28 protein-coding genes are annotated in these 21756 nt (G+C 70.4%); 18 read left to right on the top strand and 10 right to left on the bottom strand.

Annotation, left to right across the window (positions count from 1 at the left end):
• Nucleotides 1-3: 3 nt before the first annotated feature.
• Complete coding sequence (locus tag IE258_RS33285; protein WP_189749487.1) at nt 4-351, bottom strand: SH3 domain-containing protein; 348 nt, start codon at nt 349-351, stop codon at nt 4-6.
• Between the two features lie 166 nt (nt 352-517).
• Between IE258_RS33285 and IE258_RS33280 the strand changes: the two genes are divergently transcribed.
• Nucleotides 518-877: a hypothetical protein gene (locus IE258_RS33280; RefSeq protein WP_229892573.1), complete on the top strand. Its 360-nt coding sequence runs from the start codon at nt 518-520 to the stop codon at nt 875-877.
• A 72-nt stretch (nt 878-949) separates the two neighbouring features.
• On the opposite strand, the gene ku is transcribed toward IE258_RS33280, so the two are convergent.
• Nucleotides 950-1849, bottom strand: a complete 900-nt coding sequence (gene ku, locus IE258_RS33275) for a non-homologous end joining protein Ku (RefSeq protein ID WP_189749486.1) — start codon at nt 1847-1849, stop codon at nt 950-952.
• Nucleotides 1850-1954: 105 nt separating this feature from the next.
• Between ku and IE258_RS33270 the strand changes: the two genes are divergently transcribed.
• The 3 genes from IE258_RS33270 to IE258_RS33260 are packed head-to-tail and all read left to right on the top strand — an operon-like array spanning nt 1955 to nt 2815.
• Nucleotides 1955-2143, top strand: coding sequence for a DUF8636 domain-containing protein (locus IE258_RS33270; RefSeq protein WP_189749621.1), 189 nt, complete (start codon nt 1955-1957; stop codon nt 2141-2143).
• 46 nt (nt 2144-2189) lie between these two features.
• Nucleotides 2190-2444 (top strand): ribbon-helix-helix domain-containing protein, encoded by a 255-nt coding sequence (locus IE258_RS33265; protein WP_011039368.1) that lies wholly within the window; start codon nt 2190-2192, stop codon nt 2442-2444.
• Complete coding sequence (locus tag IE258_RS33260) at nt 2441-2815, top strand: PIN domain-containing protein (RefSeq protein WP_189749484.1); 375 nt, start codon at nt 2441-2443, stop codon at nt 2813-2815. The genes IE258_RS33265 and IE258_RS33260 overlap by 4 nt, the downstream gene beginning before the upstream one ends.
• Nucleotides 2816-2826: 11 nt before the next feature.
• Here IE258_RS33260 and IE258_RS33255 read toward each other — a convergent pair whose 3' ends face one another.
• Nucleotides 2827-5499, bottom strand: coding sequence for an ATP/GTP-binding protein (locus IE258_RS33255; protein ID WP_189749483.1), 2673 nt, complete (start codon nt 5497-5499; stop codon nt 2827-2829).
• 198 nt (nt 5500-5697) lie between these two features.
• On the opposite strand from IE258_RS33255, the gene IE258_RS33250 reads away from it, so the two are divergent.
• Nucleotides 5698-5973 (top strand): hypothetical protein, encoded by a 276-nt coding sequence (locus tag IE258_RS33250; protein ID WP_229892572.1) that lies wholly within the window; start codon nt 5698-5700, stop codon nt 5971-5973.
• Here IE258_RS33250 and IE258_RS33245 read toward each other — a convergent pair.
• From IE258_RS33245 to IE258_RS33230, 4 genes are all read right to left on the bottom strand, one after another.
• On the bottom strand, nt 5937-7745 hold the full coding sequence (locus IE258_RS33245) for a zeta toxin family protein (RefSeq protein ID WP_189749481.1): 1809 nt from the start codon (nt 7743-7745) through the stop codon (nt 5937-5939). The genes IE258_RS33250 and IE258_RS33245 overlap by 37 nt on opposite strands.
• A gap of 98 nt (nt 7746-7843) precedes the next feature.
• Complete coding sequence (locus tag IE258_RS33240) at nt 7844-8257, bottom strand: DUF4357 domain-containing protein (RefSeq protein ID WP_189749480.1); 414 nt, start codon at nt 8255-8257, stop codon at nt 7844-7846.
• A gap of 409 nt (nt 8258-8666) precedes the next feature.
• Entirely contained in the window at nt 8667-8891 is a 225-nt protein-coding gene (locus tag IE258_RS33235) for a DUF397 domain-containing protein (RefSeq protein ID WP_189749478.1), read from the bottom strand.
• Entirely contained in the window at nt 8888-9754 is an 867-nt protein-coding gene (locus IE258_RS33230; protein WP_189749477.1) for a helix-turn-helix domain-containing protein, read from the bottom strand. The genes IE258_RS33235 and IE258_RS33230 overlap by 4 nt, the downstream gene beginning before the upstream one ends.
• Nucleotides 9755-10091: 337 nt before the next feature.
• Between IE258_RS33230 and IE258_RS41450 the strand changes: the two genes are divergently transcribed.
• The 12 genes from IE258_RS41450 (at nt 10092) to IE258_RS33175 (ending at nt 19003) form a co-directional block, all read left to right on the top strand.
• The gene (locus IE258_RS41450) at nt 10092-10484 is read left to right on the top strand and encodes an ATP-binding protein (protein WP_229892571.1); all 393 of its coding nucleotides are present in this window, start codon (nt 10092-10094) and stop codon (nt 10482-10484) included.
• Between the two features lie 17 nt (nt 10485-10501).
• The gene (locus tag IE258_RS41445; protein ID WP_229892570.1) at nt 10502-10945 is read left to right on the top strand and encodes an ATP-binding protein; all 444 of its coding nucleotides are present in this window, start codon (nt 10502-10504) and stop codon (nt 10943-10945) included.
• Between the two features lie 89 nt (nt 10946-11034).
• Nucleotides 11035-11481 carry a hypothetical protein gene (locus tag IE258_RS33220; protein ID WP_229892569.1) on the top strand — a complete coding sequence of 149 codons (447 nt, stop codon included), beginning with the start codon at nt 11035-11037 and terminating at the stop codon, nt 11479-11481.
• Between the two features lie 28 nt (nt 11482-11509).
• Nucleotides 11510-11962: a DUF6082 family protein gene (locus IE258_RS33215; protein WP_189749476.1), complete on the top strand. Its 453-nt coding sequence runs from the start codon at nt 11510-11512 to the stop codon at nt 11960-11962.
• Complete coding sequence (locus IE258_RS33210) at nt 11959-12783, top strand: 2-keto-4-pentenoate hydratase (protein WP_189749474.1); 825 nt, start codon at nt 11959-11961, stop codon at nt 12781-12783. Before IE258_RS33215 ends, IE258_RS33210 begins: the two co-directional genes overlap by 4 nt.
• A 25-nt stretch (nt 12784-12808) precedes the next feature.
• A complete protein-coding gene (locus IE258_RS33205; protein WP_189749472.1) occupies nt 12809-13690 on the top strand; it encodes an acetylating acetaldehyde dehydrogenase in 882 nt (293 codons plus the stop codon).
• Nucleotides 13687-14703: a 4-hydroxy-2-oxovalerate aldolase gene (dmpG, locus tag IE258_RS33200; RefSeq protein ID WP_189749470.1), complete on the top strand. Its 1017-nt coding sequence runs from the start codon at nt 13687-13689 to the stop codon at nt 14701-14703. Before IE258_RS33205 ends, dmpG begins: the two co-directional genes overlap by 4 nt.
• Nucleotides 14700-15563, top strand: a complete 864-nt coding sequence (locus IE258_RS33195) for an HpcH/HpaI aldolase/citrate lyase family protein (protein WP_189749469.1) — start codon at nt 14700-14702, stop codon at nt 15561-15563. Before dmpG ends, IE258_RS33195 begins: the two co-directional genes overlap by 4 nt.
• The gene (locus IE258_RS33190; protein ID WP_189749468.1) at nt 15560-16084 is read left to right on the top strand and encodes a MaoC family dehydratase; all 525 of its coding nucleotides are present in this window, start codon (nt 15560-15562) and stop codon (nt 16082-16084) included. The genes IE258_RS33195 and IE258_RS33190 overlap by 4 nt, the downstream gene beginning before the upstream one ends.
• Before the next feature lie 16 nt (nt 16085-16100).
• A complete protein-coding gene (locus IE258_RS33185) occupies nt 16101-17303 on the top strand; it encodes a GNAT family N-acetyltransferase (protein ID WP_189749467.1) in 1203 nt (400 codons plus the stop codon).
• Between the two features lie 97 nt (nt 17304-17400).
• Nucleotides 17401-18291 (top strand): aminoglycoside phosphotransferase family protein, encoded by an 891-nt coding sequence (locus tag IE258_RS33180; RefSeq protein ID WP_189749466.1) that lies wholly within the window; start codon nt 17401-17403, stop codon nt 18289-18291.
• Nucleotides 18292-18346: 55 nt separating this feature from the next.
• A complete protein-coding gene (locus tag IE258_RS33175; protein ID WP_123628919.1) occupies nt 18347-19003 on the top strand; it encodes a PIG-L deacetylase family protein in 657 nt (218 codons plus the stop codon).
• A gap of 93 nt (nt 19004-19096) precedes the next feature.
• Here the strand turns inward: IE258_RS33175 and IE258_RS33170 are convergent, their stop codons facing one another.
• Nucleotides 19097-19411 carry a hypothetical protein gene (locus IE258_RS33170; RefSeq protein WP_189749465.1) on the bottom strand — a complete coding sequence of 105 codons (315 nt, stop codon included), beginning with the start codon at nt 19409-19411 and terminating at the stop codon, nt 19097-19099.
• 261 nt (nt 19412-19672) lie between these two features.
• Between IE258_RS33170 and IE258_RS33165 the strand changes: the two genes are divergently transcribed.
• Complete coding sequence (locus tag IE258_RS33165) at nt 19673-21001, top strand: 3'-5' exonuclease (protein WP_189749463.1); 1329 nt, start codon at nt 19673-19675, stop codon at nt 20999-21001.
• Between the two features lie 27 nt (nt 21002-21028).
• Here IE258_RS33165 and IE258_RS33160 read toward each other — a convergent pair whose 3' ends face one another.
• The gene (locus IE258_RS33160; RefSeq protein WP_189749462.1) at nt 21029-21292 is read right to left on the bottom strand and encodes a hypothetical protein; all 264 of its coding nucleotides are present in this window, start codon (nt 21290-21292) and stop codon (nt 21029-21031) included.
• Nucleotides 21289-21699, bottom strand: a complete 411-nt coding sequence (locus tag IE258_RS33155) for a DUF8825 domain-containing protein (RefSeq protein WP_123628923.1) — start codon at nt 21697-21699, stop codon at nt 21289-21291. Before IE258_RS33155 ends, IE258_RS33160 begins: the two co-directional genes overlap by 4 nt.
• Between the last annotated feature and the right edge of the window lie 57 nt (nt 21700-21756).

The raw sequence follows: 21756 nt of genomic DNA, 5'->3' as shown, positions 1-21756 counted from the left end.
GGTTCAGTCCAGCTGCATGCAGACCGACTTGCGCAGGTACGACTTCTTGACCCATCCCGTCTTCCCGGCCTTGATGCCTGACGCGGTGCGGTCCATGGTGAATGTCTTCCACCACCCGCCCTGCTTCTCCTTCGGAGTACCCACCCGGTCCCCGTCCCGCAGAAGACCGAGCGATACGTAATCGCTGCCAGGACCGGAGCGGAAGTGCACCGTGGTGGTGGCCTCGTATCCGCATCCGGCCGCCGTGGCGGGCACGGGACTGGCGAAAAGGGCGGCGGTGGCAAGAGTGGCTGCCGCGGCGGCAGCAATCATCGGGCTTCTCACGCCCCGCTCAACTGCGGGCGTATCCAACAGGCACGCTCCTTGGCCGAGTGTCACTCGGCGGGGTGCTGCACCGTCGACTCACCTCTCGTGCGAGGCGATTCGGGGCGGTGACAGAGCGAGGCCGATTCGCTCGGGCGGGTGATCATGTCGGGCGCGGCGTCTCGGGCCGGCCAGCGCATCAGTTGAGCCGAGTATGACCAAGATGATGCTGGCCGCCGTGGTGGCGGTCCTCGCCGTGACCCCTGCTGCGGCCGCTCCGTCGGTAGCGGCGCCGTCCGCGGCTTCTGTGCCGAACGCGAAGGCGTGTGCCAAGAAGTGGGAGGTCATCGGCAGGAAGGTCGCGGTCCGAATGCCGGAAGGCAACAAGCCCGTCGCATCACCGGACTCGCCAGTTGTGCGCTACCTGCACCGGGGGGACGTGGTGACGTCGTGCGTCGAGGCGCTCGCCCGCACCCAGAGCGGCCCCGCCTACCGGAAGTGCGGAAAGGGCGGGCACGTGTGGCGCATCGTCCGAGGCGGCCAGGTGCCGGCCACCTGCCTGAAACGAGCGTAATTGCATCAACTGCAACATGATGCAGGGTGTGAAGATCACCTTGCCCAGTTGCTGCAACGCGTAGGTGAGGGCTCAGGCTGTGCGCCTCGGCTTCCGTGACGCCTTCTTCGCCGTGGCCTTCTTGGCCGGCTGCTTCTTCGCGGTCCGCTTCGGCATGTTGTGGACGTCTGCATGGCCAGGGTCCTCGCCGCGGGACTCCTTGGCCTTCGATACGGACTGCTGCAGTGCGGCCATGAGGTCGACGAGTTGCCCCGACTCGGCGGCCGGCTCGGGTGCGGCGGGAGGCTGCCGGTGTTCCCGTTTCGCTTCGATCAGTTCTGCGACGGCTTCCGTGTAGGTGTCGCGGAATTCTGGGGCGTCGAGGTCGTCGCGGGTCATGGTGTCCATGAGGGCGAGGGCGCCGTCGATCTCCTCGTCAGTGAGCTCGACGGGTGGCGGGGTCAGCTCGGATGGGTCGCGGATCTCGTCGGGCCAGCGCATCGCGTGAAGGACGATCGCCTCGCCGCGGACGCGGAGCAGGCCGAGGCGTTCGCGGCCAGACCAGGCGTACCGGGCGACCGCCACCCGCGACGACCGATCCAGGGCCTGGCGCAAGAGTTTGTACGGTTTCGCCGCGACCTGCCCGTCGGGCGCCAAGTAGTAGCCGTCGCCGATCCGAAGCGAGTCGATGGATTCCCACGGCATGAACGCGACGATCTCGATGGCGCGGGCCGTCGGCAGCGGCAGGTCCCGCAGTTCCTCATCGCTGATCGGGATGACCTGCGTCTTCGACAGCTCGTAGCCCTTGCCGATCTCTGAGCTGGCGACCTCTCGGTCCTCCAGCTCGCACACCTTCCGGGTCCGTACCCGGGCCATGTCCTCCAGGTGTACCCGGTGGAAGTGGATCGAGTGGTCCTCGGTCGCGCTGACGACGTGAATAGGTACCGTGACCAGGCCAAATGAAATTGCGCCGGACCAGATCGTGCGGGGCATGGCAATCCTCCGTGGCGGCCCCGAGCAAGGCCAGCCTACGAGCTGTCCGGGACGTCCGCAGCCCCGTGACCAGGCGTTGTCAGTGCGGTCGGGGAGGATGGGGGCATGACCATCAAGATGGAGAGCTACGGCTTCACGTGGACCGACGCCAACGGTACCCCTCGGGCCTCTGCCGTCGCCTACGACAAGGTGTCCGCAGACCGTCGACAGGCTGAGCTCGAACAAGACGGAGCAACCAGCATCGAACGGATACCGGTGCAGGCGGGAGAGCTGCCCACAGTGCCCGCGGCCTGACGTATGGCCGTCCCCGTGGGATTCTACCGGCGGTAGAATCGGCGGTATGAGTAAGCCGACGAGCATCAAGACCAGTGAGGACGTGCGCGACCGGTTGCGTGTCCTGGCCGAGGAACGGGGCACGACGATCACTGAGCTGCTGGAGGAACTCGCGTCGCGCGAGCTCACGCAGGCGGAGCGGGAAGAACGCGCGGCGGAGGCTGCCCGCGAGCTCGGCGTCGAGTACAGCGAGCAGGTCCGGCAGGCCGGCCAGGACGCCTGGGCGCAGATCCGCGCGCATCAGGGCGGCGCCGCCGCGTGAACCTGACGGCCGTCCTGGACCACACCGCTCTGGCCGCTCTGTACCAGGCGGATCCCTTCTTCACCGGCCTCTACATCGAGGCCTCACGCGGCACGGGCCGCGTCATCATCCCGTCCCTGGCCGTCGTGGCCGCCGAACGAGGGACCCCCGGTGCCGGCCGGCACGCGGCGTCCCTGAGGTTCGCGGAGAGTGTCCCGTTCACCGCGGCGCACGCGGTCGACACGATGGGCTGGCCGGACACGGCGTGGCCGGTCGCTCATGCGGCAGCGATCGCCTGGCACGCGATCAAGGAAGGCGAGCCGCTCACCGTCCTCTCCTTCCGGCCCGAACTGTACGCGGGCACCGGCATCACGCCGCTGAACCCCGCCTGACCTGTGCTGATTCACTGCCCGGCGCGGAGGTGTGCCTGCCGCGCGGTGACCAGAGCGCGCCACCGGTCGCGGGTGTGCTGCTCGTCGTCGAGCCACCGGACCGCCGACGCCTGGCCAGCAGGCCGGCCCAGCATGAACTGGGCGATGTCGGCGTAGTACGCGTAGTCGCCGCCGCGGGTCAGGTCACGCAGCCGCGCGATGCCGGCGTCGGCGCCGGCGTGGTCGTCCCGGACCGCGTGGTGGAAGCACAGGGCGAGTTCGAGGACGGCGCCGGCGATGGCGACGCCCGAGATGCTGATCTGTTCGCGCAGGATGCGGGCACGGTCCTCGACGTCCCGGTCGGTGCCCGCGTCGCGGGCGAGGGCGGCCATCTCGATGGTGTGGCTGGTCTGGCGCAGGCTGAGACCGGTGACGAGGTGGCGGGCGAGTTCGACCTCGTCGTCGGCGTGCTCAGGCTGGGTGAAGGCCAGGACGAACGCGCGCTGGGCCTGGGAGGTGGCGCGTTCGCCGGCGACACCATGCTGTTCGGCTTCGCGGCGGGCGGCCTCGTAGGCGGCGGCAGCGCGGTCCATCTCGCCGTGAGGCCACCAGATGTCCCCTTGGACCCGGTGGTGACGGCCCTCCCAGCCAAGGGTGCGGGCTGCGTCGCGGGCGGCCGGGAAGTCACCGGCGAGGCGAGCAAGGTGGGCCAGGCCCCGCCGGGCAGCGGCCGCGAGGCGGCCGCCGTGGTCGGCGACGTGCTGCATGCCGCGCAGGGAAGCGTCGGACCGCCCGAGGTCGCGGTCGGCCTTGGCGAGGTAGTAGACGGCCATTTCGTGCAGCTCCGCGGGCAGCAGCCGAGTGCCGATGACGCCGGTGAGCCGGTCGGCGGTGCGGGCGCGGTGCTCATGCTGGCGTCGGGACAGGGCACTGAGAAGCTCGGCGAGGGCGTCCGCGGGGGTCTCCACAGCGGCCTGGTCCTGGCGGGCCGGCGGTGCGACGGGTTCCCACACGGAGTCGCCGACGTAGTCCCAGGCGGCATCCGTGAGCCAGCCCAGATTCAGGCGGAAGTCGCGGGCCAGGCCCAGCCCCTGACGCAGACAGCCGACCAGCAGGGCCCGGTCCCGGCCGGTGCCGGCACGCCATTGCTCGCCGAGGGCCGCGTGGCTTCGCTCGGCGGCCTGCTGCCAGTCCCGGGGGCTCCACCGGTCGTCGGTCTGGTCGTCGGCACCGCGGACGGTGGAGCGGATCAGCCCGTGCAGGTGGAAGGGCCACAGCCCGAACGGATTCTCGCGGACGAAGGGCCGCTCGATCAGCCGCAGCGCCGGAGCCTGGTGGGGCAGGCCCGCGGCCGCGGTGGCGAGGGAGAGGTCGAAGGCGTCCAGCAGGCTGACGGACCGCAGGACGTGCCGCTCCTCGCGGGTGAGGTCGGACAGCGTGCGGGCGATCAAGGCGGGGAAGTCGTGGTCGAAGTCGGCCGATGCCGGCTCCCGTCCGGCGCGGCGGATCTCCAGGAACCGCATGACCGACAGGTCCAGGTAGAGGGGCAGTCCGTGGGACCGGCCGCTGATGACCTGCCGGATCTCGTCGCGGATGAGGGGCCGGCCGTTGCGGGCGAGCCGGCGCGCGAGGTAGTCGTCGCAGTCCTCGGGGGAGAAGTCTCCGATCAGCACCTGCCGCCCGCCTGCCCGCTCGCCGGTGCCGGAGCGGGCGTGGGGGAGGGAGCCGGCTGCAAGGCCGGGCCAGGCCGCGGGGCCGGTGTAGTCGAGCTGGCCCTGGAGGGCAGGTTCGGCCCACTGAAGGCGGGAGCGGCCGGTGACGACGAAGAACGCGTTCGGCATGAGCCACACCACGCGCTGGATCAGGCGTTCCAGATCACGGTGGGTGCGGTCCCCGACGTCCTCGAAGGTGTCGAGCAGGATGACCGGCGTGACGCGCCGGTCCGCCGGCAGCCGCGCCAGCTCCCAGGCGAGCAGATGAGGGTAGAAGGACAGGGCGTCCAGGTCGGGTTCGGCCTCCAGCAGGTCGGCCAGGCGCCGGCACCCGGCGAGCGCGCGGACGGTCTGGCGCCGTTCCCGTAATGCCCCCACCAGGGACCCAGTGATCTGCCCGACCGCCGAACCGAGGGTGCCCGGCAGCAGCAGGGCCTGAGCGACGTCCGCGAGAGCGGACTGCATCTGCTGCGGCATCGCCTTGCCGAACCGGCCCGCCAGACCACCACGGCGCAGGTACTCCTCCAGGGACTCGCCAGGGTGCTGCTGCTCCCAGTAGCGGCGTAGCGCCAGGTCGAAGGCGGGCAGCGGCCGGCCGATGGCGGCGAGCGCGGCGCGGAGGGTCAGCACGAGCTGCTCGAAGTCGGTACCCGCCGACCGTGCGAGGTCGATGCGCACGGGCAGGATCCGTTCCTCGGCCCAGGTGGGCTCGCCCCACTGGACCGGCCGCTGCTCGGCGCCGGCCAGCGTGGCCTCGAGTTTCCGAGACAGCGTCGTCTTGCCGATGCCGCCGACGCCGTGGAACACGAGGATGTTGTCGCGCGGCGCCTCCAGGTCCTCGACGTCGAAGGCCGAGGCGGCGGTGCGCTGCAGGTGACGGGTCAGCGCGGCTGCGACAAGCTCCCACTGCAGCTGCCGGTTGGTGAACGCCTCGCTGGCCTCCAGGCTGCGGTCGTTCGTGCTGAACAGCGCCCTGAGATCCCGACCGGCCACCGTCGACCCCCCCAATTCTGATGATCACCTGGAGCCAACCTATGCCGCGGGCCCGCCCCTTGGGGAAGCATCTCCTGCATCGCGCAGGGTGCGACAGACCAGGCGCTGCGGCGACGTGCGCCGCTGCCTCGTCTCTGCGGGAAGCGGCCAGGGAGACAATGACCGCTGCTCAGCAAGATCAAAATGAAGGTGGTAGCCGTGTCCGATCTCCCCAACCCTGACTTCTCCGGCCTCGAAGGCGGCGAGGAACAGGCCGCCCAGGACGCCGTCCAGGAGGTGGTGAACTGGTACAACGCCCAGATCATCAGGGAACGCCGCGCACCCGTTCCGGACGAGGAGCGGCTCGAGGAACTCAAGGCCGGCCGTCAGGCCGCCCTCGCCGACCAGGCGCAGCTGGCGACCGCAGACTCACAGGAGGCGGAACGGATCACCGCGGTCTACGCGGCCCGGCTGAAGGACCTCAAGGGTTCGTAGCCCCGGTCTCCGTGCACGACGGGCAGGGACCAGACCGGCGGATGCGGCCGGTCCATCCGAGCAGGCTGCACCCGGGGAGGCATCAAGGGCCGCGCCAGCGCGGCGATTTCGTCCAGTTCCGTCCGGTGCTGAGGCAGGGCCCGCCGCACCGCCTGGTGCAGGCGCAGAAACGCGAGCGCCTCCTGCTCGGTGTACGGACGGAGCCGCTCGGCGGCCAGCGCCCACGAGGCTCGGCCACCGTCGCCGCCGGCCTCACTGCGCATCAGGGCCTGACCGTCCCGACGGATCACGGTGATCGCCGTGATCTGCGGGTGCCGCTCGGCGACAGCTACTACGTCGGTGAGCGCGCGGAAGCACGCGTCGTGCCCGGCGCGGGTGGTGAACCGCCCGGCGCCGCCGCGCTGCAGCGCACGGGCATAGCGCAGCGCGGTGGCGAGACGGCTGTCGGCTTCACGGACGGCCAGGACGACCAGCTCGACCGGATAGCCACTGGTCGCGAAAGGCAGCGCACTGGCGAGAAGCTCATCCACGCTGCCCGGGGCCGCCTCGATCAGGACATCTCCTTGCCGCCGGCGCACGTACTCCTCGGCCTGAGCGAACCAGGCCCGGTAATCGGCGCGGATCGCTTGCCCGGCGCTGCGGGGATCGTCACGCAGCAGCTGGAAGTAGTCAGGATGCGAGGCCGTGAAGTCGTCGCCGACCAGCCGGGTTGTGCCCGGCCGCATCGCACGCCTGACCATCCTGGCTGCCAGCAACTTCCCTGCTCCGGGCTGGCCCAGCACGTACACCGCCCGCGGATCGTTCCGGCCGATGAGACCGCCCAGGTAGGACGGGACGATCAGCTCGTCGAAAATCCAGCGGTGCTCGCTGGCGGAGAGCCGGTGGTAGTCGACCCCGGGAGCGCGCAGACGGGGCTGGGCGATGCGCCGGACCGGCTCGGACCAGGCAGCGACACGTTCGCTGTCCCGTTCGACGGCCAGGCGCCGGTCACTGCCCAGCTCCGTATGCACCCTGCGGTCGGCGCGGGCCAGCTCACGGCGGAAGACGGCCGTCTCCGGGGCGGTCCACGGCCGTGACCGCTCGCCGAGGACCGCCTGCGATGCCGCACACCGGCCCCGCCAGCCGCCCCCAGCGGTGCGCTCGTTGCTGTACAGCACCGTGCCGTCGCGCCGTACCACGGTGACACGGTCGGCCAGCTGCTCGGCTTCGATGACGGCCAGTGTGTCCAGCATCTTGGTTGCACAGGCGTCGTGGTTCTCCCACGGCACATACCGGCCGCCGCCGGCCGCGGCCTCGGTGAGGAAGCGGTCCACGATGCCGAGCTGGCTCAGGGCCTGCGGGGTCGCCAGCGCGAAGACCTCGATGCGGTGGCCGGCCGCGCGGTAGGCGGCGGAGGAGAGGCGGAAGTTGTCAGGGTCGGCGAGCGCCGACTCCACCACGGCGTCGCACCGCATGGCGCGGACGTGGTCCTCGACGGCCGCCTGCCACCCCGCGGTGTCAGAACGCACCAGGGCCCCGGCGGTACGGACGTCGGCTGCCAAGGCGCCGGCGTAGTGGCGGTGGGCAGGCTTGTACAGGTCCCGGCCGATCCGTACGCAGCCGCCGCGGCGGTCCAGCGCGGCCTGGACCAGATCGGCGGCCGCGGTCTTGCCGGCGCCGGGCTGTCCAGCGACGACGACCACAACCGGCCGGGTCTGCGGGACGGCGTTCTGCAGCGCGGCCGGCAGGATCGTCCGGTGCAGGACGTCGAGGCTCTCCTGCTGAGGCAGCATGACGAGGCTGTATTCCTCTCTGCGGGTCAGCGGTCTGCCGCAGGACCACCGGCGTAGGACCCCACCTCAGGGACGGCGGCCGCGGCAAGGGGGCGGAGCTACTGCGAGGTACGTGACTCCAGCTCTCGGCGTAGGTCGTCGAGAGTGCGCCCGACTCCTTCGACGTGCCACAGAGTCCATCCGTTGATCACGTTGCCGGTCACGGCTTCTGCCGCCTTGGACGGCGATGGGAAGGGGGAGGCGTGCCCGTCCACGATCAGCTGTCCGTCGGCCGTCACCACTGCGCGCCCGGACCGCTTGGCTCGCCGCTGGTGAAAGGTCAGGACCGTGCCTGCCTCGATCAGATCCGCTTGCATGAGCTCGGCCAGCGGACCGTGAGGTGTCACCGGACTCGATGATGACGCCTGCGCCCCTGTGCTGAGGCTGAGGGTGACGTGCACGGTGTCATCTCCGGTTGCCTTGAGCAGATGGGCGATGACAGCGGGATCGAAGTTGATGCTGAGCGTAGGCACGTGACCTCCCCCTTTGCAGCCCGATGACCTCGGACAACTCGCAGGCGTGTCAATCTACGGGGCACCGAAGGCTTCTGTCTACTTCGCATCTCAGTTGTTCAGGAGAACAAGTCGGCTGGGTGTACGGCTTCCTCTCCCCAGGTGCTGCAGGACAGGTCATACGACGGAGCCAGCGGTTGCCCGGACCGACTGCAGACGTCGACGCCGACGGATTGGCGGGGGACCGCGGACGGCGGCCCGGGGCCGGCCTTCGTTTCCTCGCATGGTGTCGCGACAAGGCAGAGGCAGTTGCCGCGCTTCGCCCGCCCGAGCGCGCCGGCGTCGCTTTGGGGGCCGTCGAGACTGCACCGAGGGCGGCCCTCCTGTTCTGAGGGCCGCCCTCGGTGCGCTGCTCAGGATTCTGTGCAGATCACTGCTTTCTGATGTCGAACTCGCCGTTGGTCGCGCCGTTCAGGAAGCAGGTCCAGACGTGCTCGCTGACAACGAAGGGAGGGTTGCTGAGGTCCTCGTTGTCGCGGAGGGCGACTCGGCCGTCAGGGGTGAAGGCCACTTCGAGGCAGCCACCGCTGCCGGAAGATGCCTCGGCCTTGAACCAGTCAAGGTCCTGCAGGTAGTCGGGTGCGTGGTTCGTCATGGTCGTTCCTTCTCCATAGCGACGTCCCGGAGGAGCGCTGTTGACGTGTCGGGGTCGAGTGCCTGCGCCCGGAGCAGGTCGAAGGACGTCGTGAACTTGCGTACGTCGTGGCGTTTGTCGAGGTAGAGGTTTCCGGCCGGGCTGTCGACGTAGACGACCGGCGCCGCATCCTCGAAGTTCAGGATTGAGAACGGGCCGCCGAGGCCGGGGTGTGCGCCCTTGGTGTGCGGCAGGATCTGCAGGGTGCCGTTGGTCCGTTCGGACATGTCGATCAGGTGGTGGATCTGCTCGCGCATGACCTCGGCGTTGCCGATGGGGCGTTTGAGGAGGGATTCGTCGAGGACGGCCCACAACTCCAGCGGTGTGCGTTCTTCGGTGGTGAGCAGTTCCGCGCGGCGCATGCGCACGGCGACCAGGTCGTCCACGTCCACAGGCCGGTTGCTGGGCCAGGCGGAGAGGATCGCGCGGGCGTAGGCGGGCGTCTGCAGCAGGCCGTGGATGAGCAGCGGCTCCCAGGCCCACTCCGACCGGGCATCCGTCTCAAAGCCGAGCAGCGGTTCGAGACCGCTGGGCAGGACCTCGCGGTAGCCGTCCCACCATGCTGAAGCGGTGGCGGCGTCCGAAGCGAGGTCGCGCAGGGCCTGGATCTGCCGCTCGTCGTCGATGCCGAACAGATCGCACAGGGCGAGGATTTCGGTGTCGCGCAGTCTGGCGCGGCCGGTGCCGGTCTCGATGCGGCTGATGCGGGTCTCGCTGCACTTCAGGTGCTCGGCGACGTCGGCCGCGCGCAGTTTGCGGTCCTTGCGCAGCCGCTGGATCTCGGCGCCGAGTTGCCGCCGGTTGGCTGCCGCTGACTGAGCCATCGGCCGTCGCCCCCTTCGCCTCCGCCGAATGCGCGCACTTTCCTGCGCACAGTCTGCCGCACCGGTCGAACGTGCTGCACACATAGGGCCTCTCCTTCGCGGAATATTCCACTTGCACGTGCGGACTTGCTGGGAACCTTCTGCGCACTTGCGCAGCGAGTGCGCATGGGGTCACTCTAGAGGCCAGTTGCACACGACAGGTAGCAGTCCGGTCGCAATGTGTAGATCACGGCCGGGGTGATCGGAGCACGTCATGAGCCATCCCGCACACGCTGCATCGTCGGCGGCACACACGCGGGCGAGCATCAGCCCTCGCCCATCGCTGGCCGGTCATGAGGTGGTCATCCGGCGTGACCCGGCTTCAACCCCCGACCACCTCACCGGCGCTGACGCGGCCTGGCCGGCGCGGCTGCGCCGCATCGTCCGGGCTGCGCTGGCCCACTGGGACCACCCCGACCTTGCCGAGGCTGCGGGACTCCTCACGACGGAACTCGCGACCAACGCCTTCCGCCACGGCCAGGGCCACGACATCGGAGTCCGCTTCTACCTCACCGACGTTCATCTCGTGATCGAAGTGGACGACGGCTCGCCCTGCACCCCCGTACTGCGCTGCCCCGGGCCCGACGACGAGAGCGGCCGCGGCCTCCTCCTGGTCCAGGCGCTGGCCGAGGCATGGGGCGTCAGCACGGACGGCACCACGACCTGGTGCACCCTCCCCCTCACCGCCTGACCGAAGGAACTGCCGAGATGAGACCCGCTGCAGTGACCGCGCCGGTGTTACGCGAGACCGAACTGAAAGTTCCCGCCGATCCGAGCGCGAGGGTCATGGCGCGGATCATGGGCCGGACGATGCTCACCGTCCTGGGCTGGCAGGGGAGCGTGCATGCGGCGGTCGATGTACTGGGTCACCTCGTCGACAACGCGGTCGAGCACGGCCTTGCCTCCGGCAGGGCGAAACCCGCCGAAGAGCTCCGCGCCTGGCTCCGCGTGACGGAGGACGGTGAACTCGTCATCGATGTCGCCGACCCCAACCCGCAGTTCCCGCGCTTCGACGCAGCCGCGGGCGGCACCCTGGGCCGCGGACTGTGGCACGTCAAGCACCACGGCGCACGGCTCTCCTGGTTCCTCTCTGCCGACTTCGAGGGCAAGACCGTGCGCGCCACCATGGCCGCGACAAGGGTGGCACCGTGACCAGTCCGGCCGAGCCCGTGTCCAAAGGCGAGAGGATGATGCAGCGCCTGGTCCAGTCCGCCGGCGCAGCATTCGAACCGGCTGCAGACATGGCCGACCTCGCTGAAGTCGTCCGTAGCCTTCTGGCAGTTCAGACCTACCGCGACACCCGCGTCCGTCTCGGCGGCGGCCTGTTCGACGTCGTCATCACCAGCTCGAGCGCGCAGGCCCGCTTCGTCGTGGCTCTGATGGACGAGATCCAGGACGGATGCGGTCCCGTGATCGAAGATCCCGGCAACGGGTGGCTGTACTGGCTGGTCCCGCCCGGGTCTGCCGGGCAGTGGGAGCCGCACTCCCACGCCGTGTGCCTCGGCGCGCCGCACACGATGACTCTGCCGTCCCTGAACCGGACCGTGCCGCCGGGACCGTTCTGGCACCGGCCACCGGCCAGCGACCGCCTCGTTCCGCCAGGACCGCTGCGCGAGGCTCTGGCCCAGCTCAGTCCCGAACCGACACCGCATGCCGCCCTGGCGGACCGCCTCGGCATCACCCACTAGAAACGCAGCCGCTCGTCAGGAGAAGCCCGTGAAATTGCACCACACCACCGCGCTCGCCGTCGCCGCCGTGGGCGCTGCCCACCTCGTCCTGAGGGAACGGCACCACTGGCAGCAGAACGAGATCGCCGCCACGCGCAACCAGCTCGACTGGCTCACCCACCTCACCACCCACCCCGAGTTCGCGCAGATCTGGGCGCCGAAGGACATGGACGTCACGGAGTACATCAAGCTCCTGCACGTGAACCAGCAGATCTGTGCGCTCTCCCTGCGGCACAAGCTGGGCTTGCTCCGTGGCAGACGGCTGCGGTTCTGCGCCGACGAGGTCATGAAGCGCGAGTACGGCCTCAAGTACTGGGAGGCCTACGGCTCCCTCCGCGAGGCGGAGTCCGACGGGGACGGACTGGCCGGTGACTTCACCGACGTCATGCACGCCGCCTACATCCGCGCGACCCGCAACAGCTCCGGAACGGAGCGTCCATGACCCTCGTGCCGGAATCCTCGGATGCCACGGGCGTGAACCTGTCCGCGGAAGGCAACACGCTCTCGCTGGACGATCTGGCAGCCGAACTGCGGATCGTGGCACGCACCGGCACCCCGTGCCCGACCGTGTCGAGCAGGTTCCCGGAGCTCGACGTCGACGCCGCCTACCGCATCCAGGCGATCAATGCGGAGCACAGGACCCGTGCAGGTGCCCGGACCGCCGGGTACAAGATCGGACTGACCTCGCGCGCTATGCAGCAGCAGATGGGCATCCACGAGCCCGATTCCGGCGTCATCCACTCCGACACGCTGGTGCAGTCCGGGAGCCAACTGCGCACCGACGCCTACCGGGCCCCGCGGATCGAGACCGAGATCGCGTTCGTCCTGGGCCAGGACCTGGCCGGGCCCGCGGACCTGTCCACGGTGCGCGCGGCGATTTCCGAGTACTGCCTCGCGTACGAGATCCTCGACACCTCCTACGGCACCTGGGACATCACGCTCGTCGACAGCGTCGCCGACAACGCCGCCTGCGCAGGCGTGATCACCGGTCCCCGGCTGCCGTTCGGCCCCGACACCGACCCGCGCACGGAACAGATCACGGTGCACGCCGACGGAAAGCGCGTGGCCGCCGGCAGCGGACACGACATCCTCGGCGATCCCGTCCTGGCGCTGCACTGGCTCACCCGCCGCCGCCCCCATCTCCGCCTGCGGCTGGGCGACATCGTCCTCGCGGGATCCGTTCACGCCAGCCTCCCGCTGACGGCCGGCCGCTACCACGCCAGGTCCTCACACCTGCCCGCCGTCCACCTGCACGTCATCTGACCCCTTCAGCACCTACGGAGCAGCCATGACGCCACACGCCCGGCTGAACACCGCCGTCCTCGGGACCGGGCCCCTCGGCCTGGACCTGATCGACCGCATCCACGCCTCCCCGTACCTGAACAGCCCCCTCGTCGTCGGCCACCGGCCCGGCAGCAGGGGCCTGGCCCAGGCCGCCGACCTGGGCTGTGTCACCCGGTCCGGCGGCATCGACGCCGTCCTGGACGCCGACCGCAGCGTCGACATCGTCTTCGACGCCACGAACGCCTTCGCCCACCCGGCCCACTGGGACAAGCTCGCCGACACCGGCGCGATACTCATCGACCTGACGCCCACCACCACCGGCACCCTGATCGTGCCGACCGTGAACGGCCACCAGGCGGCCGAACACCAGCACATCGGCCTCGTCTCCTGCAGCGGCCAGGCCGCCCTGCCCATCCTCCACGCGGTCACGAGCCGGTACCCGGCCGCGGCCGTCGAGATGGTCGCCACCGCCGCCAGCGCCAGCGTCGGCCGCGCGAGCCGCCTCAACCTCGACGAGTACCTCGACACCACCCAGCAGGCCATCCGCGACTTCACCCATGCACCCGACGCCAAGACCATGATCAACATTTCGGCTGCCGCACCGGCACCGCCGTTCAGGGTCGCAATCACCGTCATCACCGCCGCCCCGGCCCCGGCCGACGACATCACCACGCTCACGGCTTCCGTCGAGCAGAAGATGCGCGCCCTCGTGCCCGGCTACCGCGTGAGGTCCTGTACGAGCGAGGACCGCACCGTCCGCGTCGTCGTCGAAGTCACCGCCACCCGCAGCCGCATCCCGGTCCACGCCGGGAACCTCGAAGTGATCAGCGCCGCCGCCATCCACGCCGCAGAACGGCGCGCCCGGCACCAGGAGGCCCACTCATGAACCCGCCCACCGTCACCGTCCACGACTCCACCCTGCGTGACGGCCAGCACGCCGTCCGCCACCAGCTCGACGCCGACCAGATCCGCGCCTACGCCGCCGCCGCGGACACCGCGGGTGTCCCCGTGCTCGAGGTCGGTCACGGCAACGGGATCGGCGCTTCCTCCCGGCAGGTCGGGCTCAGCAAGACCGACGACGTCACCATGCTGGCCACCGCCCGTGAGGCCATGCCCCACAGCAGGCTCGCCACCCTCATGCTCCCGGGCTGGGCCACCTCCACCGACCTGCGCAGCGCGATTCGCCAGGGCGTCGACATCGTCCGCGTCGCCGCGCACTGCACCGAGGCCGACGTCACCGAACGCCACCTCGGTGTCATCCGCGACCTCGGCGCCGAAGCCCAGGGAGTCCTCCTGATGAGCCACCTGGCCGCGCCCGAGGACCTCGCCGAACAGTGCCAGCGCATGGTCGGCTACGGCGCACAGGCCGTCTGCATCTTCGACAGCGCCGGTACCTACCTGCCCGAGGCCGTCACCGCCCGCATCACCGCGATCACCACTGCGGTCGACGTGCCGGTCGCCTTCCACGGCCACAACAACCTCGGGATGGCCGTGGCGAACTCGCTGGCAGCCGTCCGCGCCGGAGCGCGCGTCCTGGACGCCTGCGCCCGCGGTTTCGGAGCAGGCGCGGGCAACACCCAACTCGAAGTCCTCGTCGCCGTCCTGGAACGCTATGGCCATCCCACCGGCATCGGCCTGCGCCTGGTGGCCCAGGCCGCGGACCTGGCCGAGCGCACGCTGATGCCGGCCCCGCCGACGATCGACTCCACCAGCCTCGTCTCGGGACTCGCCGGCGTCTTCTCCGGCTTCAAGAAGCCCGTCCTCGCCGCTGCCCAGCGTGCCGGTGTCAGCCCCTGGGACGTCTTCGTCGAGCTGGGGCGCCGCCGCGTCATCGCCGGGCAGGAAGACCTGATCCCGGAAGCGGTCAACACCCTCACCAGCCTGGGAGAACGCCCGTGACGACCCCGCCCGCCGGAGTGTGGCTCATCACCCCCGGCCACACCCCCGCCCGCTTCACCAGCGCCCACGCCGCCGGAGCAGACGTGGCCCTCGTCGACCTCGAGGACTCCGTACCGCCCGCGACCAAGCCCGCCGCCCGCACCACCGCGCGCGCCTTCTTCACCCAGCCCGGCACCCCGGCCGGCTGCACCCTCGGTATCCGGATCAACGCGCTCACCACCCGCGAAGCCATCCACGACCTCGCAGTCCTCGCCGACTTCCCCGTCCCGCCGGCCATCGTCCTCATCCCCAAGGTCGAAGCGCCCTGTGACCTGGACGTCGTCGCCGCCGCACTGGACGCCTCCGGCCACCGGCCGCTCCTGTACGGGCTCATCGAGACCCCTCAGGCCGTGCAGAACCTGTCCGAGATCGTGCGTAGCGAGCACCTCAGCGGGCTGCTGTTCGGGACCGCGGACTACGCCCGCAGCGTCGGTTCCACCCGGGCGTGGGAAGCGATGCTGTACGCCCGCTCCGCACTCGTCACCCACGCCGCGGCCGCCGGTATCCCCGTCATCGACTCCCCGTACTTCGACCTCGACGACCAGGACGGCCTGCACGCCGAAGCCGTGCGCGTCCGCGACCTCGGCTTCCGCGGCAAGAGCTGCGTCCACCCCCGCCAAGTCACCACCGTGGCGAGCGTTTTCCGGCCCACGCCCGAGCAGATCGCCCACGCCCGGGCCGTCGTCGCCGCGGCCGAGGACGCCGCCGGCGGCATCGTCCGCATCGGACACCAGATGATCGGCCCGCCCATGGTCCAGGACGCCCGAGACCTGCTGGCCCGCACGCCCACCGACGAGACCACAGCGGAAGCGACACCATGAGCGGGCCAACCGGCTTCCGGAAGATCGCAGAAGGGCGCTACCGCGAAACCGTCGGCCTCGCCTACGACGAGATGGCCGAGGGCCTGGTGATCGAACACCGGCCCGGCCGCACCATCACCGACGCCGACAACGTCCTGATGACCACCCTCGGCGGCAACGACGCCCCCCTCCACACCGACCACCACTACAGCCGCCACACCGCATGGGGGCGCCCCCTGGTCTGCTCCAGCATCACCCTCCACATCATCGGCGGCATGACCGTCCGCTCCACCAGCGGCCTCACCATCGCCAACCTGGGCTTCGACCAGATCCGCTGCACCCGCCCCGTCTTCGTCGGCGACACCCTCTACGCCGAGACGGAGATCCTCGAACGCCGCCGCTCGCGCAGCCGGCCCACCGCCGGACTCGTCACCTGCCGCACCACCGGCCACAACCAAGACCACGTGACCGTCATGACCTTTACCCGCACCTTCCTCGTCCCGCTCGACACCGACGCCGTCCGCGACCGCACCCACTACTAGAAGACGGAGGAACGCCATGGACGATCCGATCGACGAACTCCGCCAGCCCGACGGCCTCCGCATCATCCAGGCCGACACCGACGAGCACTGGCAGCAGTACGACGCCGTCGCCACCCGCAGCTACGGCCACCCCGTCGGCGACATCCCCCTGCTGCGCCACCACGCCGACCTCCGCGTCGCCGTAGTGCGCGGCGGGATCGCCGCCGGCGGACTCTCCGTGAGCGGCCACCAGTACTTCGGAGGCAAGCCCGTACCCGCCGCCCTGCTGGGCGCCGGATGCGTCGCCCCCGAGCACCGCGGCAGCCACCTGTCCACCCGCCTGATCAGCGAACGCCTGCGACCCCTGCAGGAACAAGGGGCGGTCCTGGCCACCCTGTGGACCGCGGCCACCGGACACGTCCAGCGAATGGGCTGGACCGCTCCCGTCCAGGCCTTCTCATGGGCCGTGCCCACCGACGAACTGCGCCGCAGCTTCACCGACGCCGGCTACGACGTCACGCACGGCCGCACCCAGCACTCCGACACGCTGCACCACCAGATCGCTGCTCGCTGGAACGGCCCGTGGCAGCGTCCCGCCTGGTGGCACACCTGGCAGCAGGCCAAGCACCCGGGACTGACCACCTACGAGTTCCGCCTGCCCCACCACCAGGTCTCCGGGAGCCTCTCCGTCGCCTTCGAGCACCACAGCGCCGAACAACGGCTCGTCGTCCACGACTTCTGGGCCGACACCGCGCAGGCCGCCGCCGCCATGCTCGCCTTCCTCGGCCGCCACAACAGCCGCATCCCCACCATCGACTTCCAGCGCACCGCCCTACCCCCCGCCCCCCTGCTCCTCCACCACCTGCACCGAGCCGGAAGCGTCACCGCCCGGTCCGGGAACCCGTGGCTGCTCCGCGTCCTCGACCTGCGCGACGCCGTGCGGCTGCGCGGCTGGCCCGCAGACGCCGACCTCGCCCTCCCCATCGAGGTCACCAACCACGCCGGGGGCGCCACCACCCGCTTCCACCTCCGCATCCACGACGGCAGCGGCGAACTCGAACCCTCCGGCCGACCTGGCCACGTCACCCTGACCCCGGGACAGTTCGCCGTCTGGTACGCGGGCGGCTACCGCACCACGGCCGCAGCACTGCTCAGCGGAGTACACGGCAGCCCCGCCGCCGTACGCCAGCTCATCCACGCCACCAGCGACCAGGAGCCGTGGATGACCGACCACTTCTGACCACACCCGCCAAGACGGCAGCACCTACCGCACGCGATGCGTACCGTCCCCAACACCGACCCCCGCCGAGCAGCCACAACCGGAGAAGCGACCCCACATGAACCACCCTGCACCGATCCCCAACGACCTCTGGGCATGGGCACTCCATCACCTGCCCGACGCCCGCACCGCCACCGACGTGTCCTGGGCACGAGGCGACTCCCGGGTGTGGCGCATCGACACCACGACGGCCTCCGCCTTCGTCAAGATCAGCCCCAGCGTCCGGGACTACGCGCGCGAGACCGACGCCTACGCCTACGCCGCCCGGGCCCTGGCCCCGCACCAGGCGCCCCGCCTGATCGCCGCCGATCACCACCTGCTGGCCCTCCTGACCACACCCCAGCCCGGCAAGATCGTGCGTGGCCTGCCGCTGGAGGAGAAGGAGGAACTCCGCGTCCATGAAGCTGCCGGCCGGCTCCTGCGCTGCTGGCACGACCACTCCGCCCCCGCCACCGCCGACGACCGCACTGCCATCCGCGACGCGGTCACTGGCCAGGCCGATGAAGCCGCGGCCTGCCTGCAGGCCACCCGCCATCGCCTCTCCCCGGACGAGCAGAAACTCGTGGAAGAAGTCGCCCACGATCTGCCGCACCTCGCAGACGAACTTCCCCTGGTCTACCGGCACGGCGACTACGCCACCCGCAACTGGCTCTGGGACCCCGACCAGCACGGATTCGGCGTCATCGACTTCGCCATGGCAGCCCCCGGCATCGCCGTCGAGGAGTACGTCTGGCTCCACGGCGCCCTGTGGACACCCCGGCCTTCACTCCGAGACGCCTTCTTCACCGGATACGGCCGCACCTTGACTGCCGCAGAGCGTCAGGCGCTGACTCTCTTTGCCGCGCGTCTAGGGGTCTCCTACCTCCATGCCGGCCTGACCAAGCAGGACCCCGTGCTCACCGAGCGCGGGCACCTTGTCCTCCACCGCATGACCGCCGACCGGAACTGACCCCGCACGGGACGCTCGAATCCAGCAACCGCCCTGAGACATGACGGAGGAGCCGATGACGTCCGTCCTCGTCGTCGTGGCCCACCCCGACGACGCCGAGATCGCCATGGGCATGCGCATCCACTGGTACGCCCTCAACGGAGCAACCGTCCGGGTCCACTGCCTGACCACCGGCACGCCCGCCCCGGACGGGACGGAAGTACGCCGGCAGGAGTGCCTGAGCGCCGGTGAACTGCTGGGCGTGGACCGGTACACCTTCTCGTCCATCCCGGACACCCGCTTCGTCGAACACCGCGGCCGCATCAACGCCGACCTCTTCGACGTCTTCCGCGAAGCCCAGCCCGACATCGTCTACACCCACTACCCGAGCGACCAGCATCTCGACCACAGCGTCACAGCCCGCGAAGTCACCACCGTTGCACACCGCGAGGCCCGCAACCTCCGCCACTTCCGCTCCCCCTACAGCGTCGGCTTCGAGCCCAACGAGTTCTTCTTCGGCACAGCCGAACTCCTCGAGGCCAAGGTGCGGGCGCTCAAGTGCTTCGCCTCGCAGACCCAGCTGGACATGGGCGTCTTCCGGCAGCTCACAGAGCTCGCCCACCGCCAGCACCTGCACCACAACGTCGTCGCCAACCTGCCCGCCGAGGCGACCTGCGCCGAGATGTTCAGCATCGCCCGGCAGATCCATGTGGCCACGACTCCCCAGCCTTAGCGTGCATCACGCCATTCTCATCTCAAGGCCCAGCGTGGGCACCGGGCGGCGCGTGCCGTGCTGGCATGCGGTGCTGCGGTCGTGGTCGCGTGCTCACCTCCAGTTCCACCGTGACTCCCCTTCCGGGGGTTCGCGGAGCATGCCGGTGAGCTGGTTCTTCCCGGCGCACAGGGCGTCCTGGGCTGCCTCGGGTGTCACGCAGGCGTCGCCGCGGTAGGTCGTCGTGTCGACGTCGGTGACGGCACCCGAGAGCAGACGCACTGCTTCCTGGGCGCCGGTGAGCACGGCGATGTCGTCGTGCTGGTCGCCGCGGGCTGTGGCGGTCTCCCCGCGGCACTCCCGATCGCAGGTCCAGCGGGACCAGGCGCCCCGTACCTCCGCCGTGGAGCCCCTGCTGTACCCGGCCAATGTCTGCTCCTGTCCTCGGGATGGGAGCGCCAGGACATCAGCAGATGCAGCGGCCTCGCGGTGGTTCGCCGGCCTTCGGCCCAAGGGGGTGGAGCCGGGGGCGCCTCGCGCCCGAGCGGGTGAATTTCTCCCTCGCGTACGCGGGCGGGGATCTAAGCGCATACGCCCAACTTCCCTGGTTTGCCAAACACTTGACACTTATTTAGGTGTTATGTCACGTTCCACTGCGATTAGTCGCCATTAGGCCGAAGGAGGTAGGTCGTGAACGAGGTGCTGACCGCGCCAGCGGGCCAGGAGGACGTCGCCCCGGATCGGGCGGCCCGGGGCACGCCGGTGCGGTTCGTTGACGGGGTGCCGGTGTATGTCAGCGGCCGGGCACCGGCGTTCCTACGGACGAAGGCCCAGTTGAGCCGGGTGCGGCGCAAGCCCCACCCGGGCCAGCGGCCGGCCGCGTACGTCTACGCCCGCTGGTACAGGACCCGGATTGCGCTGTGGGACCCGGAGCAGTCGGTGAAGATGCGGCCGCTGTCGGCTCTGCAGCGCCAGCAGATGCAGCAGCGGCGTACCTGCACCGACTGCGGCGAGGTGTTCCCGGTCCCGGTGCTGGGGATGTGCGGCGTGTGCAAGGACCGGGCGGCCCGGCGCCGGGCCGATCTGCGCCGCCGGACGTGCCAGGACTGCGGCACCGTCTTCCGCACCCCCACGCCGTCCAGGAGCTACGGCGACGTGATGTGTCTGGCGTGCGACGAACGCCTTGAGCGGGGACGGCGGATCGCGCGGTCGCTGGCTGAGCGTGCCTGCCGGCGGTGTCTGGTGCAGCTGTACCCGCCCACGGTGTGGGCGGCGATGAGCGAGCGCGAGCGGGCGATGGCCGACTGGCACTGCACCGCGTGCGACCGTGAGATCGAGCGTGAGCGTGTGGAGGCGGAGCGGCGGGCGGACCGTGCCCGGTGGGACGACCTCGGGCCGACCATCGCGTGGGCGCAGAAGATCCTCGCCGACCCGGACGGGTACGTGGTCCTGGACACCGAGACGACCGGCCTGACCGCGACATCACGGATCGTGGAGATCGCCGTCACCACGGTCTCCGGGACGGTGCTGCTCGACACGCTGCTCAATCCCGGCGAGCCGATCCCGGCACAGGCCACGGCGGTTCACGGCATCTCCGACACTATGGTCCAGGACGCGCCCACCTTCTCCGAGATCCTCCCCCGCCTCACCGAAGCCCTCGCCGGGCGCCGGATTGTGATCTACAACCGGGCCTACGACACCGGGCGGCTGCTGTGGGAGCTTCACCTGCACCACCTGGTCCTGGGCACGGTCGACTTCGCCGAGCACCCGAGCTACGGCGTCCGGCGGCACGCGGCCGCCTGGGCCTGGCTGGAGGCGCAGGAGTGGGAGGAGTGCGCGATGGAGCAGTACGCCGCCTTCTACGGCGACTGGCACGACTACTTCGCCAGCTACACCTGGCAGAAGCTGCACGGCGGCCACAGGGCCCTGGGCGATGCCCGTGCCGTCATCGCGCGCCTGGAGGAAATGGCCGCCTACCCCAGCCCTTCCGGCCCTGCGGAGGAGGCTGCCGCAGCGTGACGACGACAGGCCAGACTCGACAGCACCCTAGCGGGGTGGTGCGTCGCCGGGGGCCGGTGTCTGCCAGTCGTGCAGGTGTAGGTCGGTGTCCGTCGTGGCGGCGGCGTTCGCTGTGGCTGTCAGGTTGGCGCCGGTGAGCTGTGCTCGGGTCATGCCGATGGCCGACATGAGGTCGAGGGTGGCCACGGGCACGAGTATCTGCCCGGCGGCGTACGTCGGGACGGCGACGTGCGTGGTGTACGGGCCCACGCGCACGACGCGGACCCAGATCCGCTGGTACTTGGCGGTCACGCGGCCGTTTCTACGTCACCTTGGCCGAGAGGGACAGCGCCTTCGGCGTACTTGAGCGCCTGGCGGGCGGCGACCATACCCTCGCCCTTGATGCCCTCGGCCGCGCAGCGCTCCCACCACGGGTGGCACTGCACCTGCGCCGTGGCCGTGCGCAGCTCGTCGAGGAGCCGGTCGAACTCGGCGGCCTCGGCGGCCGTCCAGCCGGGGGAGGCGGGCCGGCCGGGGTGCTCCCTGCCCCGCTCCGATTCCTCGGGCCAGCCGTCGTGTGGCTCCCGGGACCAGGGGAGGGTGGCCTGGTGGGCGCGGAGGGCGGCGTACAGCTCGGCGGCCTGGCGCTGGGTGGCGACCAGATCGGCGGGGAAATTATGCGGATCGAACGGTGCCGAGTCGGGGACGGGGGTGCTCATGCCTGCGAGCCTAATCCGCGCGGCCGACAACGCCGGCGATGTCGTCGGGGGGTGAGG

Origin of the sequence: Streptomyces tendae (assembly GCF_014650435.1) — a bacterium.
GTDB lineage: Bacteria > Actinomycetota > Actinomycetes > Streptomycetales > Streptomycetaceae > Streptomyces > Streptomyces tendae.
This window is presented reverse-complemented; position numbering and strand designations above follow the sequence as displayed.

Excerpts from the sequence above, each read along its gene's own strand:
- IE258_RS33185 (WP_189749467.1), top strand. The coding sequence starts at position 16,101 with ATGGACGATCCGATCGACGAACTCCGCCAGCCCGACGGCCTCCGCATC.
- dmpG (WP_189749470.1), top strand. The coding sequence starts at position 13,687 with ATGAACCCGCCCACCGTCACCGTCCACGACTCCACCCTGCGTGACGGC.
- IE258_RS33190 (WP_189749468.1), top strand. The coding sequence starts at position 15,560 with ATGAGCGGGCCAACCGGCTTCCGGAAGATCGCAGAAGGGCGCTACCGC.
- IE258_RS33175 (WP_123628919.1), top strand. The coding sequence starts at position 18,347 with ATGACGTCCGTCCTCGTCGTCGTGGCCCACCCCGACGACGCCGAGATC.
- ku (WP_189749486.1), bottom strand. The coding sequence starts at position 1,849 with ATGCCCCGCACGATCTGGTCCGGCGCAATTTCATTTGGCCTGGTCACG.
- IE258_RS33210 (WP_189749474.1), top strand. The coding sequence starts at position 11,959 with ATGACCCTCGTGCCGGAATCCTCGGATGCCACGGGCGTGAACCTGTCC.
- IE258_RS33220 (WP_229892569.1), top strand. The coding sequence starts at position 11,035 with ATGGCCGACCTCGCTGAAGTCGTCCGTAGCCTTCTGGCAGTTCAGACC.
- IE258_RS33270 (WP_189749621.1), top strand. The coding sequence starts at position 1,955 with ATGACCATCAAGATGGAGAGCTACGGCTTCACGTGGACCGACGCCAAC.
- IE258_RS33180 (WP_189749466.1), top strand. The coding sequence starts at position 17,401 with ATGAACCACCCTGCACCGATCCCCAACGACCTCTGGGCATGGGCACTC.
- IE258_RS33230 (WP_189749477.1), bottom strand. The coding sequence starts at position 9,754 with ATGGCTCAGTCAGCGGCAGCCAACCGGCGGCAACTCGGCGCCGAGATC.
- IE258_RS33265 (WP_011039368.1), top strand. The coding sequence starts at position 2,190 with ATGAGTAAGCCGACGAGCATCAAGACCAGTGAGGACGTGCGCGACCGG.
- IE258_RS33280 (WP_229892573.1), top strand. The coding sequence starts at position 518 with ATGACCAAGATGATGCTGGCCGCCGTGGTGGCGGTCCTCGCCGTGACC.
- IE258_RS33205 (WP_189749472.1), top strand. The coding sequence starts at position 12,809 with ATGACGCCACACGCCCGGCTGAACACCGCCGTCCTCGGGACCGGGCCC.
- IE258_RS33235 (WP_189749478.1), bottom strand. The coding sequence starts at position 8,891 with ATGACGAACCACGCACCCGACTACCTGCAGGACCTTGACTGGTTCAAG.
- IE258_RS33155 (WP_123628923.1), bottom strand. The coding sequence starts at position 21,699 with ATGAGCACCCCCGTCCCCGACTCGGCACCGTTCGATCCGCATAATTTC.
- IE258_RS41445 (WP_229892570.1), top strand. The coding sequence starts at position 10,502 with ATGAGACCCGCTGCAGTGACCGCGCCGGTGTTACGCGAGACCGAACTG.
- IE258_RS33245 (WP_189749481.1), bottom strand. The coding sequence starts at position 7,745 with ATGCTGCCTCAGCAGGAGAGCCTCGACGTCCTGCACCGGACGATCCTG.